The 25,583-nt window shown below is 67.5% G+C and carries 21 protein-coding genes; 16 read left to right on the top strand and 5 right to left on the bottom strand.

Translation table 11 applies throughout. The annotated features are described in order from the left end of the window. Positions 1 to 46: 46 nt before the first annotated feature. From AC4JJG_RS16420 to AC4JJG_RS16450, 7 genes are all read left to right on the top strand, one after another. On the top strand, positions 47 to 808 hold the full coding sequence (locus tag AC4JJG_RS16420) for a cell division protein SepF (protein ID WP_495400322.1): 762 nt from the start codon (positions 47 to 49) through the stop codon (positions 806 to 808). Between the two features lie 128 nt (positions 809 to 936). Continuing rightward, complete coding sequence (locus AC4JJG_RS16425) at positions 937 to 1,230, top strand: YggT family protein (RefSeq protein ID WP_495400323.1); 294 nt, start codon at positions 937 to 939, stop codon at positions 1,228 to 1,230. Positions 1,231 to 1,516: 286 nt separating this feature from the next. Then, positions 1,517 to 2,347 (top strand): DivIVA-like cell division protein Wag31, encoded by an 831-nt coding sequence (wag31, locus tag AC4JJG_RS16430; RefSeq protein WP_495400324.1) that lies wholly within the window; start codon positions 1,517 to 1,519, stop codon positions 2,345 to 2,347. Positions 2,348 to 2,375: 28 nt separating this feature from the next. Further along, positions 2,376 to 3,101 (top strand): hypothetical protein, encoded by a 726-nt coding sequence (locus tag AC4JJG_RS16435; protein ID WP_495400325.1) that lies wholly within the window; start codon positions 2,376 to 2,378, stop codon positions 3,099 to 3,101. A gap of 304 nt (positions 3,102 to 3,405) precedes the next feature. After that, a complete protein-coding gene (gene ileS, locus AC4JJG_RS16440) occupies positions 3,406 to 6,663 on the top strand; it encodes an isoleucine--tRNA ligase (protein WP_495400326.1) in 3,258 nt (1,085 codons plus the stop codon). A 158-nt stretch (positions 6,664 to 6,821) separates the two neighbouring features. After that, positions 6,822 to 8,021: an NAD(P)/FAD-dependent oxidoreductase gene (locus AC4JJG_RS16445; RefSeq protein WP_495400327.1), complete on the top strand. Its 1,200-nt coding sequence runs from the start codon at positions 6,822 to 6,824 to the stop codon at positions 8,019 to 8,021. Beyond that, entirely contained in the window at positions 8,018 to 8,920 is a 903-nt protein-coding gene (locus AC4JJG_RS16450; RefSeq protein ID WP_495400328.1) for an RNA polymerase sigma-70 factor, read from the top strand. Before AC4JJG_RS16445 ends, AC4JJG_RS16450 begins: the two co-directional genes overlap by 4 nt. Before the next feature lie 27 nt (positions 8,921 to 8,947). Here the strand turns inward: AC4JJG_RS16450 and AC4JJG_RS16455 are convergent, their stop codons facing one another. Continuing rightward, complete coding sequence (locus AC4JJG_RS16455; protein ID WP_495400329.1) at positions 8,948 to 9,652, bottom strand: TetR/AcrR family transcriptional regulator; 705 nt, start codon at positions 9,650 to 9,652, stop codon at positions 8,948 to 8,950. 195 nt (positions 9,653 to 9,847) lie between these two features. Here AC4JJG_RS16455 and AC4JJG_RS16460 point away from each other — a divergent pair, with 195 nt between their 5' ends. After that, a complete protein-coding gene (locus AC4JJG_RS16460) occupies positions 9,848 to 10,249 on the top strand; it encodes a nitroreductase/quinone reductase family protein (RefSeq protein ID WP_495400330.1) in 402 nt (133 codons plus the stop codon). A gap of 100 nt (positions 10,250 to 10,349) precedes the next feature. Next, positions 10,350 to 11,732, top strand: a complete 1,383-nt coding sequence (locus AC4JJG_RS16465; protein ID WP_495400514.1) for a DNA polymerase IV — start codon at positions 10,350 to 10,352, stop codon at positions 11,730 to 11,732. 16 nt (positions 11,733 to 11,748) lie between these two features. Here AC4JJG_RS16465 and AC4JJG_RS16470 read toward each other — a convergent pair whose 3' ends face one another. Next, positions 11,749 to 12,690, bottom strand: coding sequence for an asparaginase domain-containing protein (locus AC4JJG_RS16470; RefSeq protein ID WP_495400331.1), 942 nt, complete (start codon positions 12,688 to 12,690; stop codon positions 11,749 to 11,751). A 213-nt stretch (positions 12,691 to 12,903) separates the two neighbouring features. On the opposite strand from AC4JJG_RS16470, the gene AC4JJG_RS16475 reads away from it, so the two are divergent. After that, complete coding sequence (locus AC4JJG_RS16475) at positions 12,904 to 13,455, top strand: WKL family lipoprotein (RefSeq protein WP_495400332.1); 552 nt, start codon at positions 12,904 to 12,906, stop codon at positions 13,453 to 13,455. 63 nt (positions 13,456 to 13,518) lie between these two features. Here the strand turns inward: AC4JJG_RS16475 and AC4JJG_RS16480 are convergent, their stop codons facing one another. Further along, entirely contained in the window at positions 13,519 to 14,472 is a 954-nt protein-coding gene (locus AC4JJG_RS16480; RefSeq protein WP_495400333.1) for a hypothetical protein, read from the bottom strand. A gap of 24 nt (positions 14,473 to 14,496) precedes the next feature. On the opposite strand from AC4JJG_RS16480, the gene lspA reads away from it, so the two are divergent. From lspA to AC4JJG_RS16500, 4 genes are all read left to right on the top strand, one after another. Further along, positions 14,497 to 15,171, top strand: coding sequence for a signal peptidase II (gene lspA / locus AC4JJG_RS16485; protein WP_495400334.1), 675 nt, complete (start codon positions 14,497 to 14,499; stop codon positions 15,169 to 15,171). Further along, positions 15,164 to 16,090, top strand: coding sequence for an RluA family pseudouridine synthase (locus AC4JJG_RS16490; protein ID WP_495400335.1), 927 nt, complete (start codon positions 15,164 to 15,166; stop codon positions 16,088 to 16,090). Before lspA ends, AC4JJG_RS16490 begins: the two co-directional genes overlap by 8 nt. 124 nt (positions 16,091 to 16,214) lie before the next feature. Beyond that, positions 16,215 to 19,760 (top strand): DNA polymerase III subunit alpha, encoded by a 3,546-nt coding sequence (gene dnaE / locus AC4JJG_RS16495; RefSeq protein WP_495400336.1) that lies wholly within the window; start codon positions 16,215 to 16,217, stop codon positions 19,758 to 19,760. 67 nt (positions 19,761 to 19,827) lie between these two features. Next, positions 19,828 to 20,079: a hypothetical protein gene (locus tag AC4JJG_RS16500; protein ID WP_495400337.1), complete on the top strand. Its 252-nt coding sequence runs from the start codon at positions 19,828 to 19,830 to the stop codon at positions 20,077 to 20,079. Here AC4JJG_RS16500 and AC4JJG_RS16505 read toward each other — a convergent pair. Next, positions 20,076 to 21,047 (bottom strand): SMP-30/gluconolactonase/LRE family protein, encoded by a 972-nt coding sequence (locus tag AC4JJG_RS16505; RefSeq protein ID WP_495400338.1) that lies wholly within the window; start codon positions 21,045 to 21,047, stop codon positions 20,076 to 20,078. The two genes, AC4JJG_RS16500 and AC4JJG_RS16505, sit on opposite strands and share 4 nt — an antisense overlap. 172 nt (positions 21,048 to 21,219) lie before the next feature. On the opposite strand from AC4JJG_RS16505, the gene ilvA reads away from it, so the two are divergent. Continuing rightward, positions 21,220 to 22,602 carry a threonine ammonia-lyase IlvA gene (gene ilvA / locus AC4JJG_RS16510; RefSeq protein ID WP_495400339.1) on the top strand — a complete coding sequence of 461 codons (1,383 nt, stop codon included), beginning with the start codon at positions 21,220 to 21,222 and terminating at the stop codon, positions 22,600 to 22,602. On the opposite strand, the gene treZ is transcribed toward ilvA, so the two are convergent. Then, positions 22,584 to 24,452 carry a malto-oligosyltrehalose trehalohydrolase gene (gene treZ, locus AC4JJG_RS16515; protein WP_495400340.1) on the bottom strand — a complete coding sequence of 623 codons (1,869 nt, stop codon included), beginning with the start codon at positions 24,450 to 24,452 and terminating at the stop codon, positions 22,584 to 22,586. The two genes, ilvA and treZ, sit on opposite strands and share 19 nt — an antisense overlap. A gap of 275 nt (positions 24,453 to 24,727) precedes the next feature. Here treZ and AC4JJG_RS16520 point away from each other — a divergent pair, with 275 nt between their 5' ends. Continuing rightward, positions 24,728 to 25,582: an MlaE family ABC transporter permease gene (locus AC4JJG_RS16520; protein ID WP_495400341.1), complete on the top strand. Its 855-nt coding sequence runs from the start codon at positions 24,728 to 24,730 to the stop codon at positions 25,580 to 25,582. The last annotated feature ends 1 nt before the right edge of the window (position 25,583 follow it).

Below are 25,583 nucleotides of genomic sequence, written 5' to 3' on the forward strand. Positions count from 1 at the left end.
CCACCCCACTGCTCCCCGGCAGCGTTGGACGACAGAGAGGCCAGATATGACCACGATGCAGAAGTTCAAGGCATACTTCGGCATGGTGCCTCCGAGCGACTATGAGGACGACTACCTGGAGGAGCCGGGTGCGCCCGTTCGGGGTCGCACCTACCGCGACGAGTACTACGGCGACATGTCGATGCGCGACGGCGCACGCGACGCCGTGTATCGCGACGCCCCGTTCCGTGAGGCACCGCCCCGTGAGGCCGAGTACGGATTCGACGACCGTCGCTTCGCCACCGAGTACGAAGCGGCCGCATTCGCCGGTAATGGATTGTCCGGCAGCGGATTCGACGCAGGGTACGAGCCGGCGCCCGAGTACGCCTACGCGGGTCGTCACGCCGACTCAGGTGTCGAGCGGATTCGTCCGGCCACCCGGCTCGAGCCGCTGCAGAGGTCGAATACGCTGCGCGCCGCGGGTGTGGGACGCGCCGGTCTGGTGACCGAGGAACGAGGAGAGTTGGAGCGCGTGTTCGCCGATGGCCCGTTGCACAAGATCACCACTCTGCGTCCGTCCGATTACAGCGAGGCACGCACCATCGGTGAGCGCTTCCGGGACGGCAACCCGGTCATCATGGACCTCGTCGACATGAGCAACGACGATGCCAAGCGCCTCGTCGACTTCGCGGCGGGACTCGCGTTCGCGTTGCGCGGTTCCTTCGACAAGGTCGCCACGAAGGTCTTCCTGCTGTCGCCCGCCGACATCGACGTCTCGGCCGACGATCGGCGCAAGATCGCCGAGACCGGCTTCTACAACCACGGCTGAACCACCGCGGCCACCCGGCCGTCACCATCGGACCCCGATGCCTCCGGATCACCCGGAGACGTCGGGGTCCGATGTCGTTCCGGCGGGTCACGCGCGCATCGGCCCGCGGGATCAGGCAACCTGGAGGAGTGACGATTCTGTTCCAGGTCCTCTACTACGTGCTGTTCGTCTACTGGTTGCTGCTCCTCGCGCGGCTGGTCGTCGAACTCGTGCGTTCCTTCGCCCGTGACTGGCGGCCCACCGGTATCGCGGTCACCATCATCGAGATCGTGTTCACCGCCACCGATCCACCGATCCGTGCGCTGCGTCGCATCCTGCCGCCGATTCCGCTGGGGCCGGTGCGCCTCGATCTGTCCCTGATGATCGTGATGATCGTGGTGCTGATCGGCATGCAGGTGTGCAGCCGCCTGGCCGTCGGATAGGGACGACCGGCCCGACCGCGGCATCGCGGATGTTTCCGTCCGATGTGATCCGGCGGATGAAAGACGGCCGACGGTCGTCTAGGTTGGAAGTCATCATCGTGTGACTGTTTGATTGCAGGAGGGCATCGATTGACTGCAACGAGCGGTTCGCGTGTGACAGGATTTGACGCCAGTTACCAATTGGACTGGTATGAATAAATAGTGACAGCGTGTAGCAAAGACTGTGCAGGCTTGAGATCCGCCAACCGAGCACACCACATCTCGACTGACGAATGAGGGGACCGACATGCGGCTGACACCAGCTGATGTGCACAACGTCGCGTTCAGCAAACCGCCTATCGGTAAGCGCGGCTACAACGAGGACGAAGTCGACCAGTTCCTCGACTTCGTCGAGGCGGAGCTCGCGCGCCTGATCGAAGAGAACGGCGACCTGAAACAGCGCGTGGAAGAGCTCGAGGGCGATCTCGCCGACGCGCGCTCGAACGCCTCGACGTCGTCTGCGCCGGCAGCGCCGGTCGTGGAGGAGCGCACCCAGGTCTTCGCCGCGACCTCGACTCCGGCACCTGCACAGGAGACATCGTCCCCGGCTCCGGTCGTCGACGACGACGCCAATGTGCGTGCCGCCCGGGTGCTGGCTCTGGCCCAGGACACCGCCGACCGTCTCACCTCGACCTCGCGGCAGGAGGCCGAGTCGCTGCTGGCCGACGCGAAGTCGCGGGCCGACGCGATGGTCTCCGAGGCGCAGACCAAGTCCGATGCGATGCTCACCGACGCGCGTCAGCGTTCGGAGTCCATCCTCGCCGACGCGCAGACCCGGTCGGAGGCGCAGGTGCGGCAGGCACAGGAGCGTGCCGACGCGCTGCAGACCGACGCCGAGCGCAAGCACAGCGAGATCATGGGCACCATCAATCAGCAGCGCACCGTGCTGGAAGGCCGGATCGAGCAGCTGAAGACGTTCGAGCGCGAGTACCGGACACGCCTGAAGACCTACCTGGAATCGCAGCTCGAAGAACTGCAGCAGCGCGGCAGCGCGGCACCGGTCGAAGGCGGTCGTGCCGACTCGTTCTCGTCCGATCCGGGCGGCAACAGCGGTTTCTCCAGCTACAGCCCGAGCTGACCGTCCTTCGTAGGAACTGGACAGACCCGTGCTGACACTGGCACTGGCGGCCACCCTCGTCGGGTTCGTGCTCCTGGTACTCGGACTCGTGACCGGGCATGTCGCCCTTGCGGTCGCATGCATCGTGATCTGTCTGATCGGCGTCGCATTCCTGATCGCCGACATCGTGATGTCCGGTCGTCGCGGCTCCGATCGCTCGCTGTCGGATCTGGTCGGCACTTCGGATGATGGGGAAGCATTCGAGACCGACCGGTCCGACGCCGATGATCGGGGGCCGTTCGCGGATGCCCGTCAACCGGACGACTTCCGTGATGGGCGGACCGGACGACCGCTGACCGGCGGGCAGTCCACCGAGCCGTATGGCGACACGCAGTCCGCCGACACCGCACGATTCGCGGCGTCGGGCCCCGGCCCGACGCCCGAGGCACGTCAGGAGATGCCGACCGCCTCCACCTGGGCGGCGTCACCGGCATCGGACCGTGGCTTCGACGACTATCTCCGCGCCGTGGGCGCACCTCAGGGCGGGCAGTCCGCCAACGTCGAACCCGCCGCCGGCTCCGATTCGCCGGCCGGATATGGGTCGAATCGCATGGGGGCCCCGCATCACGAGGGGCGCCACGAAGCCCATCGGCATGACGCTCATCGGCACGAAGCGCACCAGCCGCCGGGACCCCGCCACGGGTCCGGCGAGCAGCGAAGGCCCGCCGCGGATTTCGATCCGCTCGACCCTCATTGGCGTCCCCCGGCCGAGTAATCGATTGGGCGACCGGAGCGCGGCCGGATACACTGGTGGCGCGTTGATCCGGCCATCACCGGGGAGCACCCGGAAGAACGGAACCGCGGCGGCCCTGCCGTCGCCTTCTCAGTAGAACCGGGCGGGTTCGGCCCGTCACAGCCGTGGATGCGATCGCCACCGGATGACCGGTGAGTTCGCGTCATCGAGAGGCGTCAGCGCCGTCCGGGCCGGATGGTCGCCACGCAAGCGGGGTGGTACCGCGCGATCGGATCGCGTCCCCGTGCCGGCATGAATGACCTGCGAGGCACGAGGAGCGCCGCTGATGTCCGACACGGATCACACCATCGATCCCACCGCACCGGATACCCACGCGAACGGTCGTGTCTATCCGATCGTCGACATGACCGGTGGGACCGGTCGCAGTGCTCCGTCCTTCCCGGACGTCGAGCAGCGCGTCCTGGACTACTGGGACGCCGACAAGACCTTCGCCGCCTCCATCGAGAATCGCGCCGATGCCGAGGAATTCGTCTTCTACGACGGGCCGCCCTTCGCCAACGGCCTGCCGCACTACGGACATCTGCTGACCGGGTACGTGAAGGATCTGGTACCGCGGTACCAGACCATGCGCGGCAAGAAGGTGGAACGCCGATTCGGTTGGGACACCCACGGTCTGCCCGCCGAACTCGAGGCCGAACGTCAGCTCGGGATCACCGACAAGTCGGAGATCGAGACGATGGGCGTGGAGAAGTTCAACGACTACTGCCGCGACTCGGTGCTGCGCTACACCGGCGAGTGGCGCGACTACGTGACCCGCCAGGCGCGCTGGGTCGACTTCGACAACGACTACAAGACTCTGGACATCGACTTCATGGAGTCGGTCATGTGGGCGTTCAAGCGCCTGTACGACAAGGGGCTGATCTATCAGGGCTTCCGGGTGCTGCCGTACAGCTGGTACGAGCAGACACCGCTGTCCAATCAGGAATCGAAGCTCGACGACGCCTACCGCATGCGTCAGGACCCGGCGGTCACCGTGACGATGCCGCTGCACGGCGGCGACCGGCATCCGGAACTCGACGGCGTGAACGCACTCATCTGGACGACCACGCCGTGGACGCTGCCGTCGAACCTCGCGATCGCGGTGCACCCCGAGGTCGAATACGTCCACGTGCGGACCACGCAGGGGCAGGACTTCCTGCTCGCGAAGGCCCTGGTCGGTGCCTACGCGAAGGAACTGGGCAGCGGGGACGATGCACCCGAGGTGATCGGCACGTACCTGGGCAAGGATCTGGCGGACCTGACGTACACGCCACCGTTCGACTTCTTCGAGGGCCACCCGAACTCTCACCGAATCCTGTTGGGCGACTACGTCACCACCGACAGCGGTACGGGCATCGTGCATCTCGCACCCGCCTTCGGTGAGGAGGACATGGACCTCGCGACCGCGAACGGCATCGAGGTGGTGCAGCCGCTCGATCCCGGTGGACGGTTCACGTCGCAGGTGCCGCCGTACGAGGGCCAGATGGTCTTCGACGCCAACCCGGCGATCATCAAGGACCTCAAGGCGGCCGACGGCGGGAGTGGAGCGAGCGGGTCGAAACTCACCGGCCGGATCCTGCGGCACGAGACGATCGAGCACTCCTATCCGCACTCGTGGCGGTCCGGACAGCCACTGATCTACATGGCCGTGCCGTCGTGGTTCGTCGCCGTATCGCCGATCAAGGACCGCATGCTGGAACTCAACCAGCAGATCACCTGGTCGCCCGAACACATCCGGGACGGCCAGTTCGGCAAGTGGCTCGAGGGTGCGCGCGACTGGAACATCAGCCGCAACCGCTACTGGGGCGCGCCCATCCCGGTGTGGGTGTCCGACGATCCGGAGTATCCGCGGGTCGACGTCTACGGCTCCCTCGACGACCTCGAACGGGACTTCGGTGTGCGCCCGGACAACCTGCACCGCCCGTACATCGATGAACTGACCCGGCCGAATCCCGACGATCCGACCGGTCGCTCGACGATGCGCCGGGTGCCCGAGGTGCTGGACTGCTGGTTCGAATCCGGGTCGATGCCCTACGCGCAGGTGCACTACCCGTTCGAGAACTCGGACTGGTTCGACGGCGGGAACGGCGACGTCGCACACAATCCCGGCGACTTCATCGTCGAGTACAACGGCCAGACGCGAGGCTGGTTCTACAACCTGCACGTGCTGGCGACGGCGCTGTTCGACCGTCCCGCCTTCAAGAGCGTCATCGCGCACGGCATCGTGCTCGGCGACGACGGCCAGAAGATGTCGAAGTCGAAGCGCAACTATCCGGACGTGAACGAGGTCTTCGATCGCGACGGTTCGGATGCCATGCGGTGGTTCCTGATGGCCTCACCGGTGCTGCGCGGCGGAAACCTGGTGGTCACCGAGCGCGGCATCCGCGAGGGGGTGCGGCAGGCGCTGCTCCCGCTGTGGAATGCCTACAGCTTCCTGCAGTTGTACGCGGAGCGGCCGGCGACGTGGCGGACGGACTCGGAGAACGTCCTCGACCGCTACATCCTGGCCAAACTCGCCGCGACCCGCGAGGAGATGACGAATGCGCTCGATGTCTACGACATCGCGGGTGCGGCCGAGTCATTCCGGGAGTTCGTCGAGGCGCTCACCAACTGGTACGTCCGCCGTTCCCGCGCACGGTTCTGGGCCGGGCAGGACGAGGACACCGACGCCTTCGACACGCTGTACACGGTGCTCGAGGTGGCGTGCCGGCTCGCGGCGCCGCTGCTGCCGCTGGCCACCGAGGCGGTGTGGCGCGGTCTGACCGGCGAACGCTCGGTGCACCTGACGGACTGGCCGACCGCCGACGAACTGCCCGCCGATGCCGCATTGGTGTCGGCGATGGACGAGGTTCAGGCGGTCTGTTCGGTGGCCTCGAGCGTGCGCAAGGCCAACAAGCTCCGCGTGCGTCTGCCGCTGCCGGGGCTGACCGTGGCATCGCCGACGGCCGAGCAACTCGCGCCGTACCGGGACCTGATCGCCGACGAGATGAACGTCAAGTCGGTGACCCTGGCGACCGACGCGGATGCCTACGGCCGGTTCGAGATCGCGGTGAACGCGCGCGCCGCGGGACCGCGCCTGGGCAAATCCGTCCAGCAGGCCATCAAGGGCGCGAAGTCGGGGGACTGGTCGGTGCAGACCGGACCCGACGGGACCGAGGTCGTGGTCGCCGGCGGCATCGAACTACAGGAGGGCGAGTACTCGAAGAAACTCGTTGCGGTGGAACCGGATTCGACATCGGAGCTGCCGGGCGGGCGTGGTCTGGTCGTCCTCGACACCGCGGTCACCGACGACCTCGAGGCAGAGGGATGGGCCAAGGACCGGGTGCGTGAGCTGCAGGAAGCACGCCGCAATGCCGGACTGGAGGTGTCCGACCGGATCGTGGTCCGGCTCGTCGTGCCGACCGAGCGTGCCGAGTGGGCTCGCACGCACGCCGACATGATCGCCGGTGAGGTGCTCGCCACGACCTTCGACGTCACGGCCGACGGCGAGCCGGGGGCGATCGGCCTCGGCGACGGCGTGACGGCCGACCTGTCGAAGGCCTGATCCGCACGCCGAATCGGTAGCGCCCCGCGCGGCGAGCGTGTATCGCGATGCCGCTTTCCTGTCACATTGCCGTTCCCCTCGGTGTCCTGGGTGTGACAGGCTCGAAAGGCGAGCCGATCGAGGCGCCGCGGAGGCGGCGCAGGCGAGAGGGGACACGCATGAACAGCACAGGGCAACGCCGGGTCGTCGTTCTCGGCGGCGGCTACGCGGGCATCATGGCGGCCAACCGTTTGTCGAAGTCCGCCGAGGTGACGGTGGTGAATCCGCGTCCGCAGTTCGTGCATCGCATTCGGCTCCATCAGTGGATCGCGGGCACCGGTGAGGCCGAGGCGGACTTCGGGCGAGTGCTGAACAAGCGCGTGCGCCTGCTGGTGGATACCGCGACACGTATCGATGCCGTGAATCGCAGGGTTCGATTGTTCTCGGGCGAGTCGCTCACCTACGACTACCTGGTCTATGCGGTCGGCTCCACGGGAACGCCGGCGGAGAGTATTCCGGGGCTTCGGGAACACGGTTTCGTGCTCGGCGAATGGGAAGCGGCGCAACGTCTTCGGGATCACCTCGCGGACGTCGACGCCGAATCCGACCCGGTGACGGTCATCGGTGGTGGACTGACCGGTCTGGAGATGTCGACCGAACTCGCCGAGGCCGGCCGGTCGGTTCGCCTGGTCACCGGCGAGATCGCGCCGTCCTTCGGGGCAGACGCGCGTGAGGTCGCGCGTCGCAGGCTCGACGATCTCGGCGTGGAGGTTCTCGAGGATTCGCGGGTGAAGTCCGTCGGCGACGGGGAGATCACCGTGGACGGTCCCGGGGGCGTACGAACACTGCCGAGCGCGGTGACGATCGCCGCCGCCGGTTTCGGTGTGCCCGATCTCGCCGACGTGAGTGGCCTGGCCACCGACGATCTGGGGCGCCTGATCACCGACGAGAGTCTGACCAGCGTCGACGATCCGCACATCATCGGAACAGGTGACGCCGTCGCGCCGTCCGGGGTGCCGTTCCGGATGAGTTGCCAGGCGGCGAACCAACTGGGGCCGCATGCCGCGGAGACCGTACTCGACCGGATGGCGGGAACCGCGCCCTCGCCGGTGATCGTGAAATTCCTCGGCCAGTGTGTCTCGCTGGGACGGTCGGCGGCTGTGGTGCAACTGACCGATCGCGACGACAATCCGACCGGCCGAACGGTCCGCGGCCGCCGGGCGGCCCGGTTCAAGGAACTGGTGTGCCGCAGCGTCATCTGGGGTCTGCGCGCCGAGCGGAGCAGGCCCGGTCTCATCCCGGCCATGCCCGGTGAGCCGCGTGAACTCGCGGGCGCCGGTGTGGGCCACCGCGTGTCGACCCTCGACGTCGTGCGATGAGCGGCGACGTCGACGAACACGCGCGGCGGTTCACCGCCCTGCGGCCACTGCTGTTCACCATCGCCTACGAGATCCTCGGCACGGCCGCCGAAGCCGAGGACGCGGTTCAGGAGTCGTTCATCCGCTGGGCCGCAGTCGATCTGGACACGGTGCAGGACACCAAGGCGTATCTGGCGAAGATCGTCACACGGCAGTCGCTCAACGCCGTGCGCAGTCGGGGGCGGCTCCGGGAGGACTACGTGGGGACGTGGCTCCCGGAGCCGATCCTGCTCGACGGGGAGGACGCGTCGCATGACGTCGTGCTCGCCGAGTCGGTGTCGACCGCGATGCTGGTGGTCCTCGAATCGCTGTCGCCGGAGGAGCGGGTGGTCTTCGTCCTCCGGGAGGTCTTCGGCTTCGCGCACGACGAGATCGCGGTCATCCTCGACAAGTCGGCGGCCGCGGTCCGCCAGATCGCCCACCGGTCGCGTGCCCATGTCCAAGCGCGCCGGCCACGATTCGAGCCGGTGACAACCGACCAGGCCGAGGCCGTCGTGTCCCAGTTCCTGCGCGCCACGACGACCGGAAACGTCGACGATCTACTCGCGCTCCTCGCCCCGGACGTCCGGCTGGTGTCCGACGGTGGTGGAAAGGCGAGTGCGGTCCGGCATCCGATCGACGGGGCCGACAAGGTGGCTCGACTGCTGCTCGGCTTCGTCCGGCTCAGCGACCAGCAGCAGGATCTGCGCTTCGAGTCGCGGATGTACAACGGATTGCCCGGCCTGGTCGTGCATTTCGACGGCAGGCTCCAGGGCGTCTTCGGCTTCTCGGTGATCGACGGCCGGATCGCCGAGATCTACGGGTGGCGCAATCCCGACAAGCTCGTCGGCGCCGAGGCGCCCCGCAGCATCACCCGCTGACCTCAGGCGACCGGGCCCGCGACCGCATCACCGTTCGGTGATCGTCGTGAGGGCCCGGTCGACCTGTGTGGTGAACACGAGCGGGTGATCGCTGAAGGTGTCCGCGCCGTATTGACCGAACACCTCGAGACTGATCGCGCCGATGACGGTGGACCAGGTCGTGACGGCCAGGATCAGGCCCGCGTCGGACAGTTCCGTCCCGAACTCGGTGCGGATGGCGGCGAATTGTTCCGGAAGACGTTCCGGGACAACGACATCCTCGATGCGCAAGAGATCTGCGCGCTCGGCCCGGGCGTATTCGCCGATCAGGGATGCGATCACCCGGGTGCCCGGCTCGGTGGTCCGTTCCGCCGGCGCCCGGTAGCCCGGCACCGGCGATCCGTACAGCAGCGCCCAGCGCGGGGGATCGGTGACGGCCCAATCGCGCATGGCGGTCGCGATCGCGAGAACCCTTTCGCGGGAACAAGACTCGTCGATGCCGTGGACCGCCGCGCGGGTCGCCTCCGCGAGTTCGTCATACCCCTCGACCAGAAGCAGCGTCAGCAGGTCGTCGCGGGACGGGACGTACCGGTACACCGCCGACGACACGACACCCATCTCCCGCGCGATGGCCCGCAGCGACAGCCCGGCGGCACCGTGGGTGCTCAGGTGTTCGCGGCCGAGCCGGAGGATCTCGGCCTCCATGGCCGCCCGATTCGCCGCGCGGCCGGTGGTCGGTGTCGTGGACGCCATGTCATCGATCCTGCCACATCCGAGAGCGGTGCTCTTGCATTGTCGGCCACCGGCATACATTCTTAAAACGAGAGCACCGCTCTCTAAAATAACAACACCTCGGATCACGACGAAGGGTCGACCATGAACCGGAGCACACACCCGAGCAGCGGGATGACACGCCATCACAGCGCCCCTGCGAGGGCGGAGGTCGCGATGAATCGCGCCGTCCGCTGGCTGGCCGATCGGGGCATCAATCTGGCCGGGGCGGAGGTACTCACCGTCGCCGGCCGGACGACCGGTGCGCCGCAGCGCATTCCGGTCAACCCGCTGACCGTCGATCACCGTGAATACCTCGTGGCGCCACGAGGTGAGACACAGTGGGTCCGCAACGCGCGTGCCGCCGGACGCGCCGAGTTGAGTCGCGGTCGGAGATCACGGCAGGTGAGCCTCGTCGAGATCGATCCCGCGCAACGGCCTGCCATCCTGCGTGCGTATCTGCGCCGGTGGGGCTGGGAGGTCGGCAGGTTCCTGCCGGAGGGTCTGGGCACCACCCCGGACGACGCCACGCTTGCCGCCTACGCCGCACAACTGCCGGTGTTCGAAGTTCGGCCCTGATGCACGGAACTACCATGCGTATGTGCCGTCCGACGATCCATCCGCCGTATCCGGGGTGGATCCGGAGGAGCGCAGCGCCCGCTGGGTCCTCCACCTCGACATGGATGCGTTCTTCGCCTCGGTCGAGCAACTGACGCGTCCGACACTGCGCGGCAGGCCGGTTCTGGTGGGCGGCCTCGGCGGGCGGGGCGTGGTGGCCGGAGCCAGCTACGAGGCGCGGGTGTTCGGTGCACGATCGGCGATGCCGATGCATCAGGCCCGTCGACTGGTCGGTAACGGCGCCGTGGTGCTTCCCCCGCGCGGGGGTGTGTACCGGCGCGTGAGCGGACGGATCTTCGGTCTCGTCCGCGAGGCGATTCCGGTCATCGAGATGCTGTCCTTCGACGAGGCGTTCGGTGAGCCGGCCGAACTGGCAGGCGCATCGGTGTCGGCGGTGACGTCGTTCGCCGAGGATCTGCGGGCGCGCATCCGCGAGGAGGTGGGCCTGGCCGCATCGGTCGGTTTCGGCAGCGGCAAACAGATCGCGAAGATCGCGTCGGGACTCGCCAAACCCGATGGGGTGATGGCGATCCCGCCGAGTCGGGAGCGTGCGTTCCTCCATGCGCTGCCGGTACGGAAGCTGTGGGGGATCGGGCCGGTGTCCGGGGATCGATTGCAGCGGCTCGGGGTCGACACCATCGGAGATCTCGCCGCACTCTCCGATGTCGAGGTCGTCTCGGTGCTCGGGGCGAGTCTCGGTCCCGCGCTCCACCGACTCGCACGCGGGCTCGATGACCGCCCGGTCACCGAACGCGCATCGGCCAAACAGATCAGCGCCGAATCCACCTTTCCGGCCGACCTCGTCGACCTCTCGGAATTGCGCACCGCGATCGATCGTGCGGCCCGCGACGCGCACCGTCGCCTGGTGACCGACGGTCGTGGCGCGCGCACGATCGTCCTGAAGCTGAAGCGCTCGGACATGTCCGTGTTGACGCGGTCGATGACCCTCGCCGCCGCCACCACCGAACTGTCCACGCTGAGCGCGGCTGCGCAACGGCTGGCCCTCGACCCACGTACGGTGGGCGCGATCCGGCTCGTCGGCGTCGGATACTCGGGTTTGTCGGCGGTGCAACAGTTCTCGTTGTTCGCCGACATCGGCCCCGGCGTGGCCGCGGCCGGTGAGCCGGACGTCGAGGATATCGAGGCGGCCTTCGTGGCGGCGGGTCACACCGACGTGCCGGACGTCGCACCGCCCGCTGATGCCGGCCGTGCCTCGGGGGCCCAATCCGGCGGTGACGCCGCATGGCCCACGGGGACCGACGTGACGCACACCGAGCACGGACACGGCTGGGTCCAGGGCAGTGGGCACGGCGTGGTCACCGTCCGTTTCGAGACGCGGACCAGCGGGCCCGGTCGCGCGCTGACCTTCCCCGAAGCCGATCCGGCGCTCCGCAAGGCCGATCCGATGGACAGCCTGGACTGGGACACGCCCGCAGATCCGTGATCCCGCTGTGCCCGCGTCAGGCCGCTGGAGCGGCCGACGCGAAGAATTCGCGGACGTCGTCGGCGGTCGCACCGCCCGACAGCAACGCGAGCACCGCGATCCGGGCCTGCGGTGCGCGCAGCCAGCGCGAGACGATCGCACCGGCGCGTTCGAGATCGACCGCCCCGCCGCCACCGCCGTACGTCGGGAGCACCTCGCCGTAGGGAACCCGTGTCGTCACCACCACGACGACACCCGCGCGCGTCGCGGCCGCAACCTCCGCGGTGATGTCCGGATGGGTATTGCCGGAACCGGTGGCCGCCAACACGATTCCCGATGCGCGCTGGGAGACCGCGGCCGCGATGATGCCGGCCGATACTCCGGGGTAGAGGCCGAAGGAATCGACCCGGACCGTCGGCCGCTGCGGTATCGGACCGTCGAGGGTGACACGCGGCAGATCGTCGGTGACCGAATCGAAGGCGATGCGGTCGGTGGTGGACACCTTGAAGGCGCCCCGTGCCACGCGCAGGTCCCCGCCGAGTGCGAGCAGGGTGCCCCGACCTCGCTGGCCGGGGTCGGCCGCCGCTGCGATGGCGGCGGCGATGTTCTCCGGACCGTCGGATTCGGGGGAGTCGGCCGGATACTGGGCGCCGGTGAAGACGACCGGTCGATCGTCGGCGATGAACAGGTCGGCGAGGTAGGCGGTCTCCTCCATGGTGTCGGTGCCGTGCGTGACGACGACGCCGACCGTGTCCGGATCGGTCAAGGCATCGGCGATCGCGCCGACGATCCGCAGCTGGTCGGCCACCGTCATCGCGGCGCTGTCGATGGACATGAGCTCCACCGGCACGATCGCGACACCGTCCGATGACTGCGGCAGCAGATCGTCGGCGGACAGGGTGGGCACGGCACCGTCGGCGGTGGTGCGGGCCGCCACGGTGCCCCCGGTGGTGATCACGACGATCTGTGCGGATGTCATGGACACAGAGTTCGGGAACCCGGCGCGCACGTCAACCGTTGGCGGTGGGACGCGTCGCTCATCGACGGTCTCCGGCGGCCCGGCGACGGTTGGGTGAGCGCGTGTGGTTTGGCATAGTGATGGCAGCTCTGGCGACCCGGATACGGTTCGGCCAGGCCCGAGAAGTGGACGACCGGCCATGTGCAGGCCGGACGCAAACAGTAAGGGAGATCTGTGAAGTTTCCGAAGATCGTGACCGCCGCGCTCATCGCGGCATCGGTCGCATCGGTGTCCGCATGCGGTTCCGACGACAGCGACGTCCCCGACGTGCCGACCGTGGCATCGACGCAGGAGACGGCTGCGGGCGGTAGCGGCGGCGAACTGACCGATCCGAACACCCGGCCCAGCGTCGCCCAGCTGAACGAGATGCTGAACAAGGCACTCGACGCCTCCGTGCCCAACTCCGAGAAGACCCAGCTCGTCGAGGGCTCGTCGGCCGATCCGAAGATCTTCGACCAGCTGGTGAAGGCGAAGAAGGAAAACCCGGACGTCACCTACAAGATCTATCCGCCGGTCATCCCCGCGGGCCCGAACAAGGCCACGGTGAAGGTCCAGGTGCAGCTGCCCGACAACCCGCCGACCAAGCTCGACGCGGGCATCGTCTACGTCGACGGACGCTGGAAGCTGTCGCGCAACACCGTCTGCCCGCTGATCACCGGCAGCGATGTGAAGACGCCGATGTGCCCCGACACCGAGAAGTCGTCGCCGACGAAGAAGCCGAACTGATCGGAACGATCGACCGAGTGACCGAGGCCGGTGGGGTTCACCCCGCCGGCCTCGCGCGTTTCGTCAGCGACCGCGCCAGGAGACGGTCAGTCCCGTCTGCTGGATGAGAGTCCGCGACGCGTCGGCGCCGACGAGTTCGCGGGCGCCCGACAGTGAGATCGAACCCTCGACCGGCAGGGCGCGGCCGAGGTCCATGGTGAGTTGTCCCTTGCCGCTGTTACTGAACCGCGCGATGTTCAGGGTCTGATCGGTTCCCGGGATCGCGAAGGTGGAATTGACCGGGGTCTCGTCAGCGGTGACGTCCAGGACCATCCGGTCGCCGTCCCAGGACTTCACCGTCACGTCGAGGTGCTGTGTCACCGTCGCGGCGGTGTTCAATACCCGCTCCACCTGCCATCGGGCGCCGACGCCGATGGCCTCGGTGGGCATCGGCACCGACATCTGAAGTGCTTGCAGCAGTGACTGTTCCACTGCCATGCGTGCGTCCGAACCGGAGTCCGGGTTCGGTACCAGGCGCAGCGAGATCAGTGCATTGCCGGGCCCGATGGCGAGGCCCGCACGAGATCCCGCGACCGCACGCAGTTGTTCGCCGAGTGCGGGATCCGGCGCCGTCACCGTCCCCAGTGTCATCTCGAGGTCGGTGGAATCGGAGCAGTGGAACTTCGCCGTGAGGGGCATCTCGACGGTGCGGGAGTCGGTGTCGCCGGGGGACGAGACGGTCGAGGTGGTGACCACGGTGACGGCCTGGGGAGCCGACCGGTTCGGCTCGGCGCCCGGGATGCGGCGTGGCTCGGCGCCGGGTTCGGTGACCGTCACCTTGGCGGGCGGCACGGGCATCAGTTTCGCGTCCTTCGCGCCGGACGTCGTGGTGTCCGAGCATCCCGGCCGCGCCGCCGCGCTGGAGGCGGAGGCGTCGTTTCCGTCGCCATCCGAGCCGCACCCGGCAACCGCGAGCAGTGCGACGGCGACGACGGCGGGCAGGGTCACACGGGCACGACGGGCGCGATCGGGGTACACGACAGCCAGGGTATGTCAGCCCTCATGGATGATGGACGGGTGGATGACGCACACAAGACCGAGCTGACCCCGGACGACCCGGAAGCCGTGGATGCCGGCCGGCCCCCTCGCGACGTCGGGGATCAGGACGACGGGGATCCGGTGGGTACACCGACCGGCCGGAGCGCGCTGGTGTGGGTGCTGCCGGTGATCGCGCTGTGCATCGTCGGACTCGATCAGCTCACGAAAGTGCTGGCCGTGCACCACCTGGACCCGATGAATCCGGTGCATGTCGTCGGTGACGTCCTGACACTGAGGCTGGTCCGCAACAGCGGCGCCGCGTTCTCGATGGCGTCGGGATACACCTGGGTGCTGACGGTCGTCGCCCTCGTCGTGGTGGTCGGCATCATCCGGTACAGCAGCCGCCTGCGCTCGCCCTGGTGGATCGTCGGGCTCGGACTCGTACTGGGCGGTGCCATGGGCAATCTGGGCGACCGTCTGTTCCGGGCGCCCGGCCCGCTGCGTGGGCACGTCGTCGACTTCATCTCGGTCGGCGACTGGTGGCCGGTGTTCAACATCGCCGACTCCGCGGTCGTGTGCGGCGCGATCCTGCTCGTCGGATTGTCACTGCTGGGATTCGAATACGACGGGACGCGGACCGGTTGGGCAGCCCGATCGGACCGCACCACCGACGATCGGGCGGATGATCGCGATGCGTGAGTCACGGTCGATGCCGGTGCCCGACGGGGTCGACGGCATGCGTCTGGATGCCGGTGTGGCGCGGATCCTCGGCTTGTCGCGCACGGTGGCCGCCTCGCTGGCCGAGGCGGGTGACGTCCTCGTCGACGGACAGCCGGTGGGCAAATCGCACCGGCTGACCGCGGGCGCATGGTTGCACGTCGTCCTCCCCGAACCGGCCGAGCCCCTGCGGGTGGAGCCGACGCCGGTCGAGGATCTCGGGATCATCTACCACGACTCCGACATCATCGTCGTCGACAAACCGGTCGGTGTCGCCGCGCATCCCTCCCAGGGGTGGACCGGGCCGACGGTCGTCGGCGCACTGGAGGCGGCCGGCTTCCGGATCTCCACCTCGGGTGCCGCCGAACGGCAGGGCATCGTGTCCCGGCTCGATGTGGGCACCTCGGGGGTCATGGTGATGGCGGTCTCCGAGCACGCCTACAGCGTGCTGAAACGTGCGTTCCGGGATCGCGAGGTGGACAAGGGATATCACGCACTCGTGCAGGGACATCTCGATCCCGCCGAGGGCACCATCGACGCGCCCATCGGTCGCCATCGCGGCAGCGACTGGAAGTTCGCCGTCACGGCCAACGGGAAACCGAGCATCACCCATTACGAGACGCTCGAGATGTTCGCGTCGGCGTCGCTGCTCGACATCCACCTGGAAACCGGACGCACCCATCAGATCCGCGTGCATTTCTCCGCGCTGCATCATCCGTGCGCGGGCGACCTGACCTACGGCGCCGATCCGGTGCTGGCCAAACGCCTCGGCCTGGAGCGGCAGTGGCTGCACGCGCGTTCCCTGGCCTTCGCGCACCCCGCCGACGGCAGGCGTGTCGAGTTCACGAGCCCGTACCCCGAGGATCTGCAGAAGGCGCTCGACACCCTGCGCGAGGCCTGAACCGCGACCTCGTCCGCCTCATCCGTCACTGCCCGCCGTGCCTCCTGACTCCTGTCGGTGGACGGACCTACAGTGGACACGGTTCTCCTGACATCACCGGTTCCCGAGCATTTGAAGAGGCGTTGTGACCGACTCGTTCGTCCACCTGCACAACCACACCGAGTATTCGATGCTCGACGGTGCGGCGAAGGTGTCGCCGCTGTTCGCGGAGGCGAAACGGCTCGGCATGACCGCGATCGGCATGACCGACCACGGCAACATGTTCGGTGCCAGCGAGTTCTACAACACGGCCACGAAGCATGACATCAAGCCGATCATCGGCATCGAGGCCTATATCGCGCCGGAATCGCGGTTCACCACCAAGCGTGTGACGTGGGGTACGCGTGACCAGAAGTCGGACGACGTCTCCGGCTCGGGCGCCTACACCCACATGACGATGGTCGCGGAGAACAGCACCGGACTGCGCAACCTGTTCAAGCTGTCGTCGCTGGCCTCCATCGAGGGGCAGCTGGGCAAGTGGTCGCGCATGGACGCCGAGATCATCGCGCAGCATGCCGAGGGCATCATCGCCACCACCGGGTGCCCGTCGGGCGAGGTGCAGACCCGTCTGCGGCTCGGACACGATCGTGAGGCGCTGGAGGCCGCGGCCAAGTGGCAGGAGATCTTCGGCAAGGAGAACTTCTTCCTCGAGCTGATGGAACACGGCATCGAGATCGAATCCCGTGTGCGCGCGGGACTGCTCGAGATCGGGCGCAAGCTCGGCATCCCGCCGCTGGCCACCAACGACTGCCACTACGTCACCCGCGAGCAGTCGCAGTCGCACGAGGCCCTGCTGTGTGTGCAGACCGGCAAGACGCTGTCCGATCCCACGCGCTTCAAGTTCGACGGCGACGGCTACTTCCTGAAGTCCGCGCAGGAGATGCGCGAGCTGTGGGACGCCGAGGTACCGGGTGCGTGCGATTCCACCCTGCTGATCGGCGAGCGCGTCCAGTCCTACGCCGAGGTCTTCGAGCACCGCGACCGGATGCCGGTCTTCCCGGTGCCCGAGGGCGAGTCGCAGGAGACCTGGCTGCGCAAGGAGGTCATGACCGGCCTCAGGGAGCGCCGTTTCCCGGGAGTGGAGGTGCCCGCCGAATACCTCGCCCGTGCGAATCACGAACTCGACGTGATCATCCAGATGGGGTTCCCTGCCTACTTCCTGGTCGTCGGCGACCTCATCGCGCATGCCCATGAGGTGGGCATCCGCGTGGGGCCGGGCCGTGGTTCGGCCGCGGGCTCGATCGTCGCCTGGGCGCTGGGCATCACCAACCTCGACCCGATCCCGTACGGACTGCTGTTCGAGCGGTTCCTCAACCCCGAGCGTGTGTCGATGCCCGATATCGACATCGACTTCGACGATCGTCGCCGCGGTGAGATGGTCCGCTACGCCAGCGATCGGTGGGGCAGCGACAAGGTCGCCCAGGTCATCACCTTCGGAACCATTAAAACCAAGGCGGCACTGAAGGATTCGGCTCGAGTCCAGTTCGGCCAGCCGGGCTTCGCGATCGCGGACAAGATCACCAAGGCCCTGCCGCCGCCCATCATGGCCAAGGACATTCCGGTCTGGGGTATCACCGATCCCGAGCACGAGCGGTACAACGAGGCCGCCGAGGTCCGCACCCTCATCGAGACCGATCCGGACGTCAAGAAGATCTACGACACCGCGCTCGGCCTCGAGGGGCTGATCCGCAACGCGGGCGTGCACGCCTGCGCGGTGATCATGTCGTCGGAGCCGCTGACCGACGCCATCCCGGTGTGGAAGCGAGCGCAGGACGGCGCCATCATCACCGGCTGGGATTACCCGTCGTGTGAGGCCATCGGCCTGCTGAAGATGGACTTCCTGGGGCTGCGCAACCTGACGGTCATCGGCGATGCGCTGGAGAACATCAAGAACAACCGCGGCATCGAGCTCGACATGGACACCGTGGTGCTCGATGACCCGAAGACCTTCGAACTCCTGCAGCGGGGGCAGACGCTCGGCGTGTTCCAGCTCGACGGTGGACCGATGCGTGAACTCCTGAAACGTATGCAGCCCACCGCGTTCGAGGACATCATCGCGGTCGGCGCGCTCTACCGCCCCGGCCCGATGGGCATGAACGCGCACAACGACTACGCCGACCGTAAGAACAACCGCCAGCAGATCAAGCCGATTCACCCCGAGCTCGAGGAACCGCTGCGCGAGATCCTGTCCGAGACCTTCGGTCTGATCGTCTATCAAGAGCAGATCATGCAGATCGCCCAGAAGGTCGCCGGTTACTCGATGGGACAGGCCGACAATCTCCGTCGCGCGATGGGCAAGAAGAAGAAGGAAGTCCTCGACGAGGCCTACGACGGCTTCGCCGACGGCATGAAGGCCAACGGGTTCTCGCAGGCCGCGATCAAGGCACTGTGGGACACGGTGCTCCCGTTCGCCGGCTACGCGTTCAACAAATCGCACGCCGCCGCCTACGGACTCGTCTCGTACTGGACCGCCTACCTGAAGGCGAATTATCCCGCCGAGTACATGGCGGGTCTGCTCACCTCGGTCGGCGACGACAAGGACAAGTCGGCCATCTACCTGGCCGACTGCCGCAAGCTGGGCATCACCGTGCTGCCGCCCGACGTCAACGAGTCGCAGCGCAACTTCGCGGCCGTCGGCACCGACATCCGATTCGGTCTCGCCGCGATCCGCAACGTGGGCACGGGTGTGGTGTCGTCGATCCTCGAGGCACGCCAGGAGAAGGGCAAGTTCACCAACTTCTCCGACTACCTGGGCAAGATCGATGTCACCGCCTGCAGCAAGAAGGTGACCGAATCCCTCATCAAGGCAGGGGCTTTCGACTCGCTGAATCACCCGCGCAAAGGACTGTTCCTGGTGCATGCCGACGCGGTGGAGTCGGTGATCGGCACGAAGAAGGCCGAGGCGGTCGGGCAGTTCGATCTCTTCGGTGATGCGGGCGGCGCCGACGATTCCCTCGCCGAGGTCTTCGCCGTGAAGGTGCCCGACGAGGAGTGGGACAGCAAGCACAAACTCGCCATCGAACGGGAGATGCTGGGGCTGTACGTGTCCGGACATCCGCTGAGTGGTGTCGAGCATTCGCTGTCGGCGCAGACGGACACCAGCATCACGTCGCTGCTCGAGGGCAACATCGCCGACGGCGCACAGATCACCATCGGCGGGATCATCTCGTCGGTCACCCGGCGCGTGAACAAAAAGGGTGAGCCGTACGCGGTGGTCACCCTTGAGGACATGGTCGGTGGTGTCGAGGTCTACTTCTTCCCCCGCGCCTTCGTCGCATACGGCATGGACATCGTCGCCGACAACATCGTGCTCGTCCGTGCCCGCGTGAATCTGCGCGACGACAGCATGATGATCAGCGCCAACGATCTGGCGGTGCCGGATCTCGCGGCGGCGGGAACCAGCAAGCCGGTGTCGCTGACGCTCAGCGCCCGCGCCTGCACGCCGGCCCGGGTGCAGGCGCTCAAGCAGGTGCTGTCGCGGCACCCGGGCACCGCCGATGTGCACGTCACGCTGGTGAGCGAGCAGCGCTCCACGCGTTTGAAGCTGACCGAGACGCTGCGCGTTGCGCCGAGTTCCGCGCTCATGGGAGACCTGAAAGCGCTGCTCGGGCCCAGTTGTCTGGCGGGTTGACAGGCCACCCGGCGCAAAGTTTTCGGGTGGCCGAACAATTCGATGTGGGATCGCGTACACTGACGGCATGACCACCGCAACCCCGGCACCCCTCATCGAGGTGAATACCGTCGAGACCGTGTCACCGCGGTCGGTGGACGTCGCGGGTGTGGCATGGCCGGTCTACAAGGTGCGGGCCCTGATCTCGGCGGTGCTGGTCGCGCTGGTGGTGTTCCTGGTGACCGGTTCCGGCCAGATCACGATGTGGGCGTCGGCGATCACCCTGCTCGCCGTGTGGTGGGGCGAGCGGCTCGTCGCCGCGAAGCGCGACCGCTCCTAGGGGGTGGCTGCGGTCGCTCCCCGGTCGAACCCCGCGGGAATCTCGAAGATCCGGCCGTCGAAGCCGGCACGGTACAACCTCCCCGACGAGAATCCGCCGGTTCCCCGCCCATAGGAGACCACGCTCGACGTGACCAGTCCCGATGCCAGTACGCAGTACCGTCCGGGTGCGTCGATCCTGATGATCTGGCCGCGCCCATTCAGCGGAACGACCGGGCGCTGCCGGGCGTCGAGCGTCAGACCGTCGGGCCCCGCGAGGCCGTCCAGGTTCAGCAAGCGTTGTGTCACAGCAGGATTCGAGGTGGACACGCGCGTGACGCCGGTCTGAGCGAAGGTCTGCGACACATACAGCCATCGGTCGTCGCGGCTGAGCACCGCGCCATTGGCGCTGGGGAGTCGGGCCCAGTCGGCGCGGGTCCGTCCATCGGGCGACACGCGGCCGATCAGTGCGCCGAAGTCGTTGGTGGCGTACACATTCCCGCGGGCGGACACATCCATGCCGTTGGCCGCCGACAGTCCGCGCACCCACGGCCTCGTGGCGCCCGTCTCGGGATTCATCCGCGCGATCCCGGCCTGCCGCAGCACATCACCGGCGACGACCCGCGGATCGGCGCCATAGCCGACGAGCAATGCGCCGTCCCGAGCCCATGCCAGTGCTCCTGCTCCACTCTCCGGCACGCGCCCGAGAGGTCGGGGCGCGGCGCCGGGACGATCGAAACGAAAGACCCGGCCGCTGAGGATGTCGGTGGTGTACAGCCGACCGCGGGCATCGACGGTCAGCCCTTCGAGAGCCGCACCCGGAACCGTGCCGACAAGGCGAGGTGGTGCTCCACCGCATCCCGCCGCCGTGGCGTGTCCGGCGAACGGAACGGTGGCCAGGCCCGCGGCGAGTACGGCGGACACCAGCAGACTTCGTACGCGTCCTACGCCGCGCCGGGGTGTGGTGAGGGGGTACGGATTCGATCGCATGGTCGCCTCCCTGGTTGGTGTGGCGGAACCGCCGATGTCGCGTGACGGGCCGCGAGGGCCTGCGTTGAAGTGTAAGCCGCATCACACCGGTAGTCGATGGCGCATCGCCGGCCGACCGTCGTGCCGGGTGAAGTCAACCTGCGCGCAGTGCACCCGGCGACCGGGTGAGACGATGGACGGCGTGAGTACGCACACCGCATCGGATACCACCCACGGCCACGCGCTGTCCTCGGACACCATCGTCGAGGCCGTGTCGCGAATTTCCGGCGCGGTCTCCCGTACGCCCCTCGAGGAGGCGCCCCGGTTGTCGAAGGCCGTCGGTGCACGGGTCTACCTCAAACGGGAGGACCTGCAATCGGTGCGGTCCTACAAGATCCGGGGCGCCTACAACGTGATGGCGCAACTCGATGCCGACGAACTCGCTCGAGGTGTTGTCGCGGCCAGCGCCGGAAACCACGCTCAGGGTGTGGCATTCGCGTGCCGCACCATGAAGGTGCCGGGCCGCATTTACGTCCCGACCACCACCCCCAAGCAGAAGCGTGACCGGATTCGTTGGCACGGTGGCGATTTCGTCGAGTTGATCGCCGTGGGGGAGACCTACGACGCCGCCGCGGCCGCCGCGCAGGCGGACGTGATGCGTACCGGCGCATCCTGGATCCACGCCTTCGACGATCCGCGAACGGCAGCCGGGCAGGGCACCATCGCGTACGAGATCGTCGAGCAACTCGGTCGTGTGCCCGACGTTGTCGTCACCCCGGTCGGTGGCGGCGGATGCCTCGCGGGAATCGCCACCTACCTGCGCGAGAACAGCGAGGAGGTTGCGATCGTCGGTGTCGAACCGTCGGGGGCGGCGTCGCTGGCGGCGGCTCTGGTTGCCGGCCATCCGGTCACTCTCGACACGATTGATCCCTTCGTCGACGGTGCCGCCGTGAAGCGCATCGGCAATCTCGGGCACCGGGTGCTCGCAGGTATGCGGGCCACGGTGACCGACCACGAGGTCTTCGCCGACATCGCCGATGACCCGGCGGTACCGGTTGTGGCGGCGGGACGTCATGCGCCCCGGCCGGGGTCGGCCCACATCACCCACGTCGACGAGGGGGCGATCTGCTCGACGATGCTGGAGCTGTACCAGAACGAGGGCATCATCGCCGAGCCCGCGGGGGCGCTGGCGGTGACCGCGTTGAGCGAGTTGGACCTACCGGCCGACGCCACCGTCGTGTGCCTGGTCTCCGGCGGCAACAACGATGTGTCGCGGTACGGCGAGATCATCGAGAGATCACTCGTCCATCGCGGACTGAAGCACTACTTCCTGGTCGACTTCCCGCAGGAACCGGGCGCGCTCCGGGGCTTCCTCAACGAGGTGCTGGGGCCCGACGACGACATCACCCTCTTCGAGTACGTCAAGCGCAACAACCGGGAGACCGGCGCGGCGCTCGTCGGCGTGGAATTGGGTACGCCCGAGGGGTTGCCGGATCTCCTCGAGCGGATGGACCGGTCGCGGCTGCACTGCGAGCGGCTGGAACCCGGCACCCCCGCCTACGAGTACCTGACCTGATCGGTCCGCCTGCCGACGATCACGTTGCGCCCCACCACTGGTTCGGTGACCGTCGTGTCATCCGTTCCGTCGGGGGTCCCGGTCGTCGGCGGGTGCCACCACAGTTCGGGTCGCAGCGCGAAGGGGAGTTGCACCGGATCCTCCGAGGTGGTCACGACGACGGTCCACGCCCCCCGATGCATGGCGAACCAATGGTCGCCGTGATCGGTTGCGACGGAGTCGAAGTCGTCGCGGCGGAAGTCGGTTTCCCGCTTCCGCAGTGCGATGAGGGACCGGTAGAAGTCGATCATCCGGCGATGCTCCGGCGCCGCGATCTCCGACCAGTCCAGGCGCGACCCGGCGAACGTGTCCGGTGCCTGCGGGTCGGGCACGTGACCGGTCCATCCGTGATCGGCGAACTCTGCCCGCCTGCCGTCCCGGGTCGCCTGTGCGAGTTCCGGCTCGGGATGGGAACTGAAGAAGGCGAAAGGCGTTGTCGCCGACCATTCCTCACCCATGAACAGCATCGGGGTGAAGGGTGAGAGGATGATGATCGCGGCCTTCGCGGCGAGCAGTCCCGGTGGCAGATAATGGCCGGGCCGGTCGCCGGCCGCACGATTGCCGATCTGGTCGTGGTTGCAGGTGAAGGCCACCAGTGCGGTCGACGGCACCTGCGTGGTCGGGATCGGCCTGCCATGTCTGCGGCCGCGGAACGACGAATAGGTGCCATCGTGAAAATAGCCGCCGCGCAACACTTTTGCGAGGGCGGACGGATCGGCGAAGTCGGCGTAGTAACCCTGGTTCTCCCCGGAGATGACGCTGTGCAGGGCGTGGTGGACGTCGTCGTCCCACTGTGCGGTCAGGCCGTATCCGCCCACTTCGCGGGGGAGGATGAGTCGCGGGTCGTTGAGATCGCTTTCGGCGATCAGGGACAGTGGCCGCCCCAACTCGGTTGCCAGCAGGCCGGTTTCCGTCGCCAGTTCCTCGAGTATGTGGACCGCGCTGTGATCGGACAGGGCGTGTACCGCATCGAGCCGCAGTCCGTCGAGGTGTAGATCGCGCAGCCACCAGAGCGCGTTGCCGATGATGAAGTCGCGCACCTCATCGGATCCCGGACCGGAGAGATTCACCGCGGAACCCCAGGTGGTGCTGCCGTCGCCGAGATACGGCCCGAACTCGGGCAGGTGATTGCCGGACGGCCCGAGATGGTTGTAGACGACGTCGAGGATCACCCCGAGCCCGCGCCGATGACACCCGTCGACGAAGCGCGCCAGGCCGTCGGGCCCGCCGTAGGGTTCGTGGACGGCGTACCAGCCGACACCGTCATAGCCCCACCCGTGCGGACCGTTGAAGGCGTTGACGGGCATGACCTCGACCATGTCGACGCCGAGGTCGACGAGATGGTCGAGGTGACCGAGCGCGGCGTCGAAGGTGCCCTCGGGCGTGAAGGTACCGATGTGGAGTTCATAGAGGACACTGCCACGGACCTCCCGGCCGGCCCAGTCCGCGTCCGTCCATTCATGGTCGGGTCCGCCCGGCGCGGCGAGACCGTGAACGCCGTCGGGCAACCGCACCGCCCGCGGGTCCGCGCGCGGCGGACCGCCGTCGACGGAGAAGCCGTACCGGATATCCGGCCGCGGGCCGGCCCCGTCGCGCGCGGGGATGTCCGGTGGTACGGCCCCGACACGCCACCAGCCCGTCGGCGGACGGTCGATCGGCGTGTCGTCGGCGGTCTGCCGCACCATCGGTATCGATCGGGTACCCCCTCCGTGCGCGGACGGCGGGGAGATGACGAGTGACACCGTGGTGGCACGCGGCGCCCAGACGCGGATCGAGCCCACGTCCTCCGGCGGCCGGTACCGCCGTGACATGGAAGTATGCGACGGGTTGGTCGATTGTCGAGATGAGTTCGGCGGGTTGGTGCGTCGTGGGTCATCTGTCCCAGTTATGGTTGCGGGAAGTTTGCACCGGTCGGTCACACATTTCACGGTAAATGCCGGGGGAATACGTGACTGAACACGAACTTGTGAGCCGGGACACAACGAGGGTTGGTAAGCGAGGTATATTACCGGCCCAGGGTGGGTCGACTGAGGGGTCGATCGAGGTCACCTGAGAAGTGCAGTGATGCAAATCGGGGGTCGAGCTGTTGAGTACTGACGCGGTAGCCGCCGAGCCGAGAGGCCGGCGTGCGGGTCCGGGCCCGGTACGTACATGGGTTCATGAGCACATCTTCAAGTCGTTCGAGACCTTCGGTCGGCAGCTCGGGCTCTTCGTCGAGGTGTTCAAGGTGCTGGTGGAGGACATCGTCAAACGGCGTTTTCCGTTCGGCGAATTCATTCGGCAGTGCGCCTTCATGTCGAGCACGTCGGTATTCCCGACGCTCCTGGTCGCGATTCCCATCGGCGTCATCGTGTCGATCCAGGTGTCGAACATCGCCGGCCAGGTCGGCGCGACCTCGTTCTCCGGCGCGGCCACCGGCCTCGGCGTGATCCGTCAGGGCGCACCGCTGGTGACGTCGCTGCTGCTGGCCGGCGCCGTCGGTTCGGCCATCGCCGCCGACCTCGGCTCCCGCACCATCCGTGACGAGATCGACGCCATGCGGGTCATGGGCGTCAACCCGGTCCAGCGGCTGATCTCACCGCGTCTGCTCGCGACGATGGTCGTCAGTTTCCTGCTGTGCGGCTTCGTCTGCTTCGTCGGCTTCATCACCGGCTACGTCTTCAACGTCTACTTCCAGGGCGGCACGCCGGGCAGTTATACGGGGACCTTCTCGTCGTTCGCGTCGACGGCGGACCTGGCATTCGCCGTGGGCAAGGCCGTCATCTTCGGTGCGATCGTGGCCGTGGTCGCCTGTGACCGCGGACTGTCGACCAAGGGCGGACCCGCCGGTGTGGCCAACTCGGTGAATGCCGCGGTGGTCAACTCGGTGCTCCTCCTGTTCACCGTGAACGTGGTGCTCACGCAGCTGTTCGCGATCCTCTTCCCGGCGAAGGTGGTGTGAG

It is taken from the genome of Gordonia sp. B8661-1 (assembly GCF_059427765.1).

Excerpts from the sequence above, each read along its gene's own strand:
- wag31 (WP_495400324.1), top strand. The coding sequence starts at position 1,517 with ATGCGGCTGACACCAGCTGATGTGCACAACGTCGCGTTCAGCAAACCG.
- AC4JJG_RS16455 (WP_495400329.1), bottom strand. The coding sequence starts at position 9,652 with ATGGCGTCCACGACACCGACCACCGGCCGCGCGGCGAATCGGGCGGCC.
- AC4JJG_RS16490 (WP_495400335.1), top strand. The coding sequence starts at position 15,164 with ATGCGTGAGTCACGGTCGATGCCGGTGCCCGACGGGGTCGACGGCATG.
- treZ (WP_495400340.1), bottom strand. The coding sequence starts at position 24,452 with ATGTCACGGCGGTACCGGCCGCCGGAGGACGTGGGCTCGATCCGCGTC.
- AC4JJG_RS16460 (WP_495400330.1), top strand. The coding sequence starts at position 9,848 with ATGAATCGCGCCGTCCGCTGGCTGGCCGATCGGGGCATCAATCTGGCC.
- AC4JJG_RS16500 (WP_495400337.1), top strand. The coding sequence starts at position 19,828 with ATGACCACCGCAACCCCGGCACCCCTCATCGAGGTGAATACCGTCGAG.
- AC4JJG_RS16450 (WP_495400328.1), top strand. The coding sequence starts at position 8,018 with ATGAGCGGCGACGTCGACGAACACGCGCGGCGGTTCACCGCCCTGCGG.
- AC4JJG_RS16420 (WP_495400322.1), top strand. The coding sequence starts at position 47 with ATGACCACGATGCAGAAGTTCAAGGCATACTTCGGCATGGTGCCTCCG.
- AC4JJG_RS16445 (WP_495400327.1), top strand. The coding sequence starts at position 6,822 with ATGAACAGCACAGGGCAACGCCGGGTCGTCGTTCTCGGCGGCGGCTAC.
- lspA (WP_495400334.1), top strand. The coding sequence starts at position 14,497 with ATGGATGATGGACGGGTGGATGACGCACACAAGACCGAGCTGACCCCG.
- ilvA (WP_495400339.1), top strand. The coding sequence starts at position 21,220 with ATGGACGGCGTGAGTACGCACACCGCATCGGATACCACCCACGGCCAC.
- AC4JJG_RS16505 (WP_495400338.1), bottom strand. The coding sequence starts at position 21,047 with ATGCGATCGAATCCGTACCCCCTCACCACACCCCGGCGCGGCGTAGGA.
- AC4JJG_RS16465 (WP_495400514.1), top strand. The coding sequence starts at position 10,350 with ATGGATGCGTTCTTCGCCTCGGTCGAGCAACTGACGCGTCCGACACTG.
- AC4JJG_RS16470 (WP_495400331.1), bottom strand. The coding sequence starts at position 12,690 with ATGACATCCGCACAGATCGTCGTGATCACCACCGGGGGCACCGTGGCG.
- ileS (WP_495400326.1), top strand. The coding sequence starts at position 3,406 with ATGTCCGACACGGATCACACCATCGATCCCACCGCACCGGATACCCAC.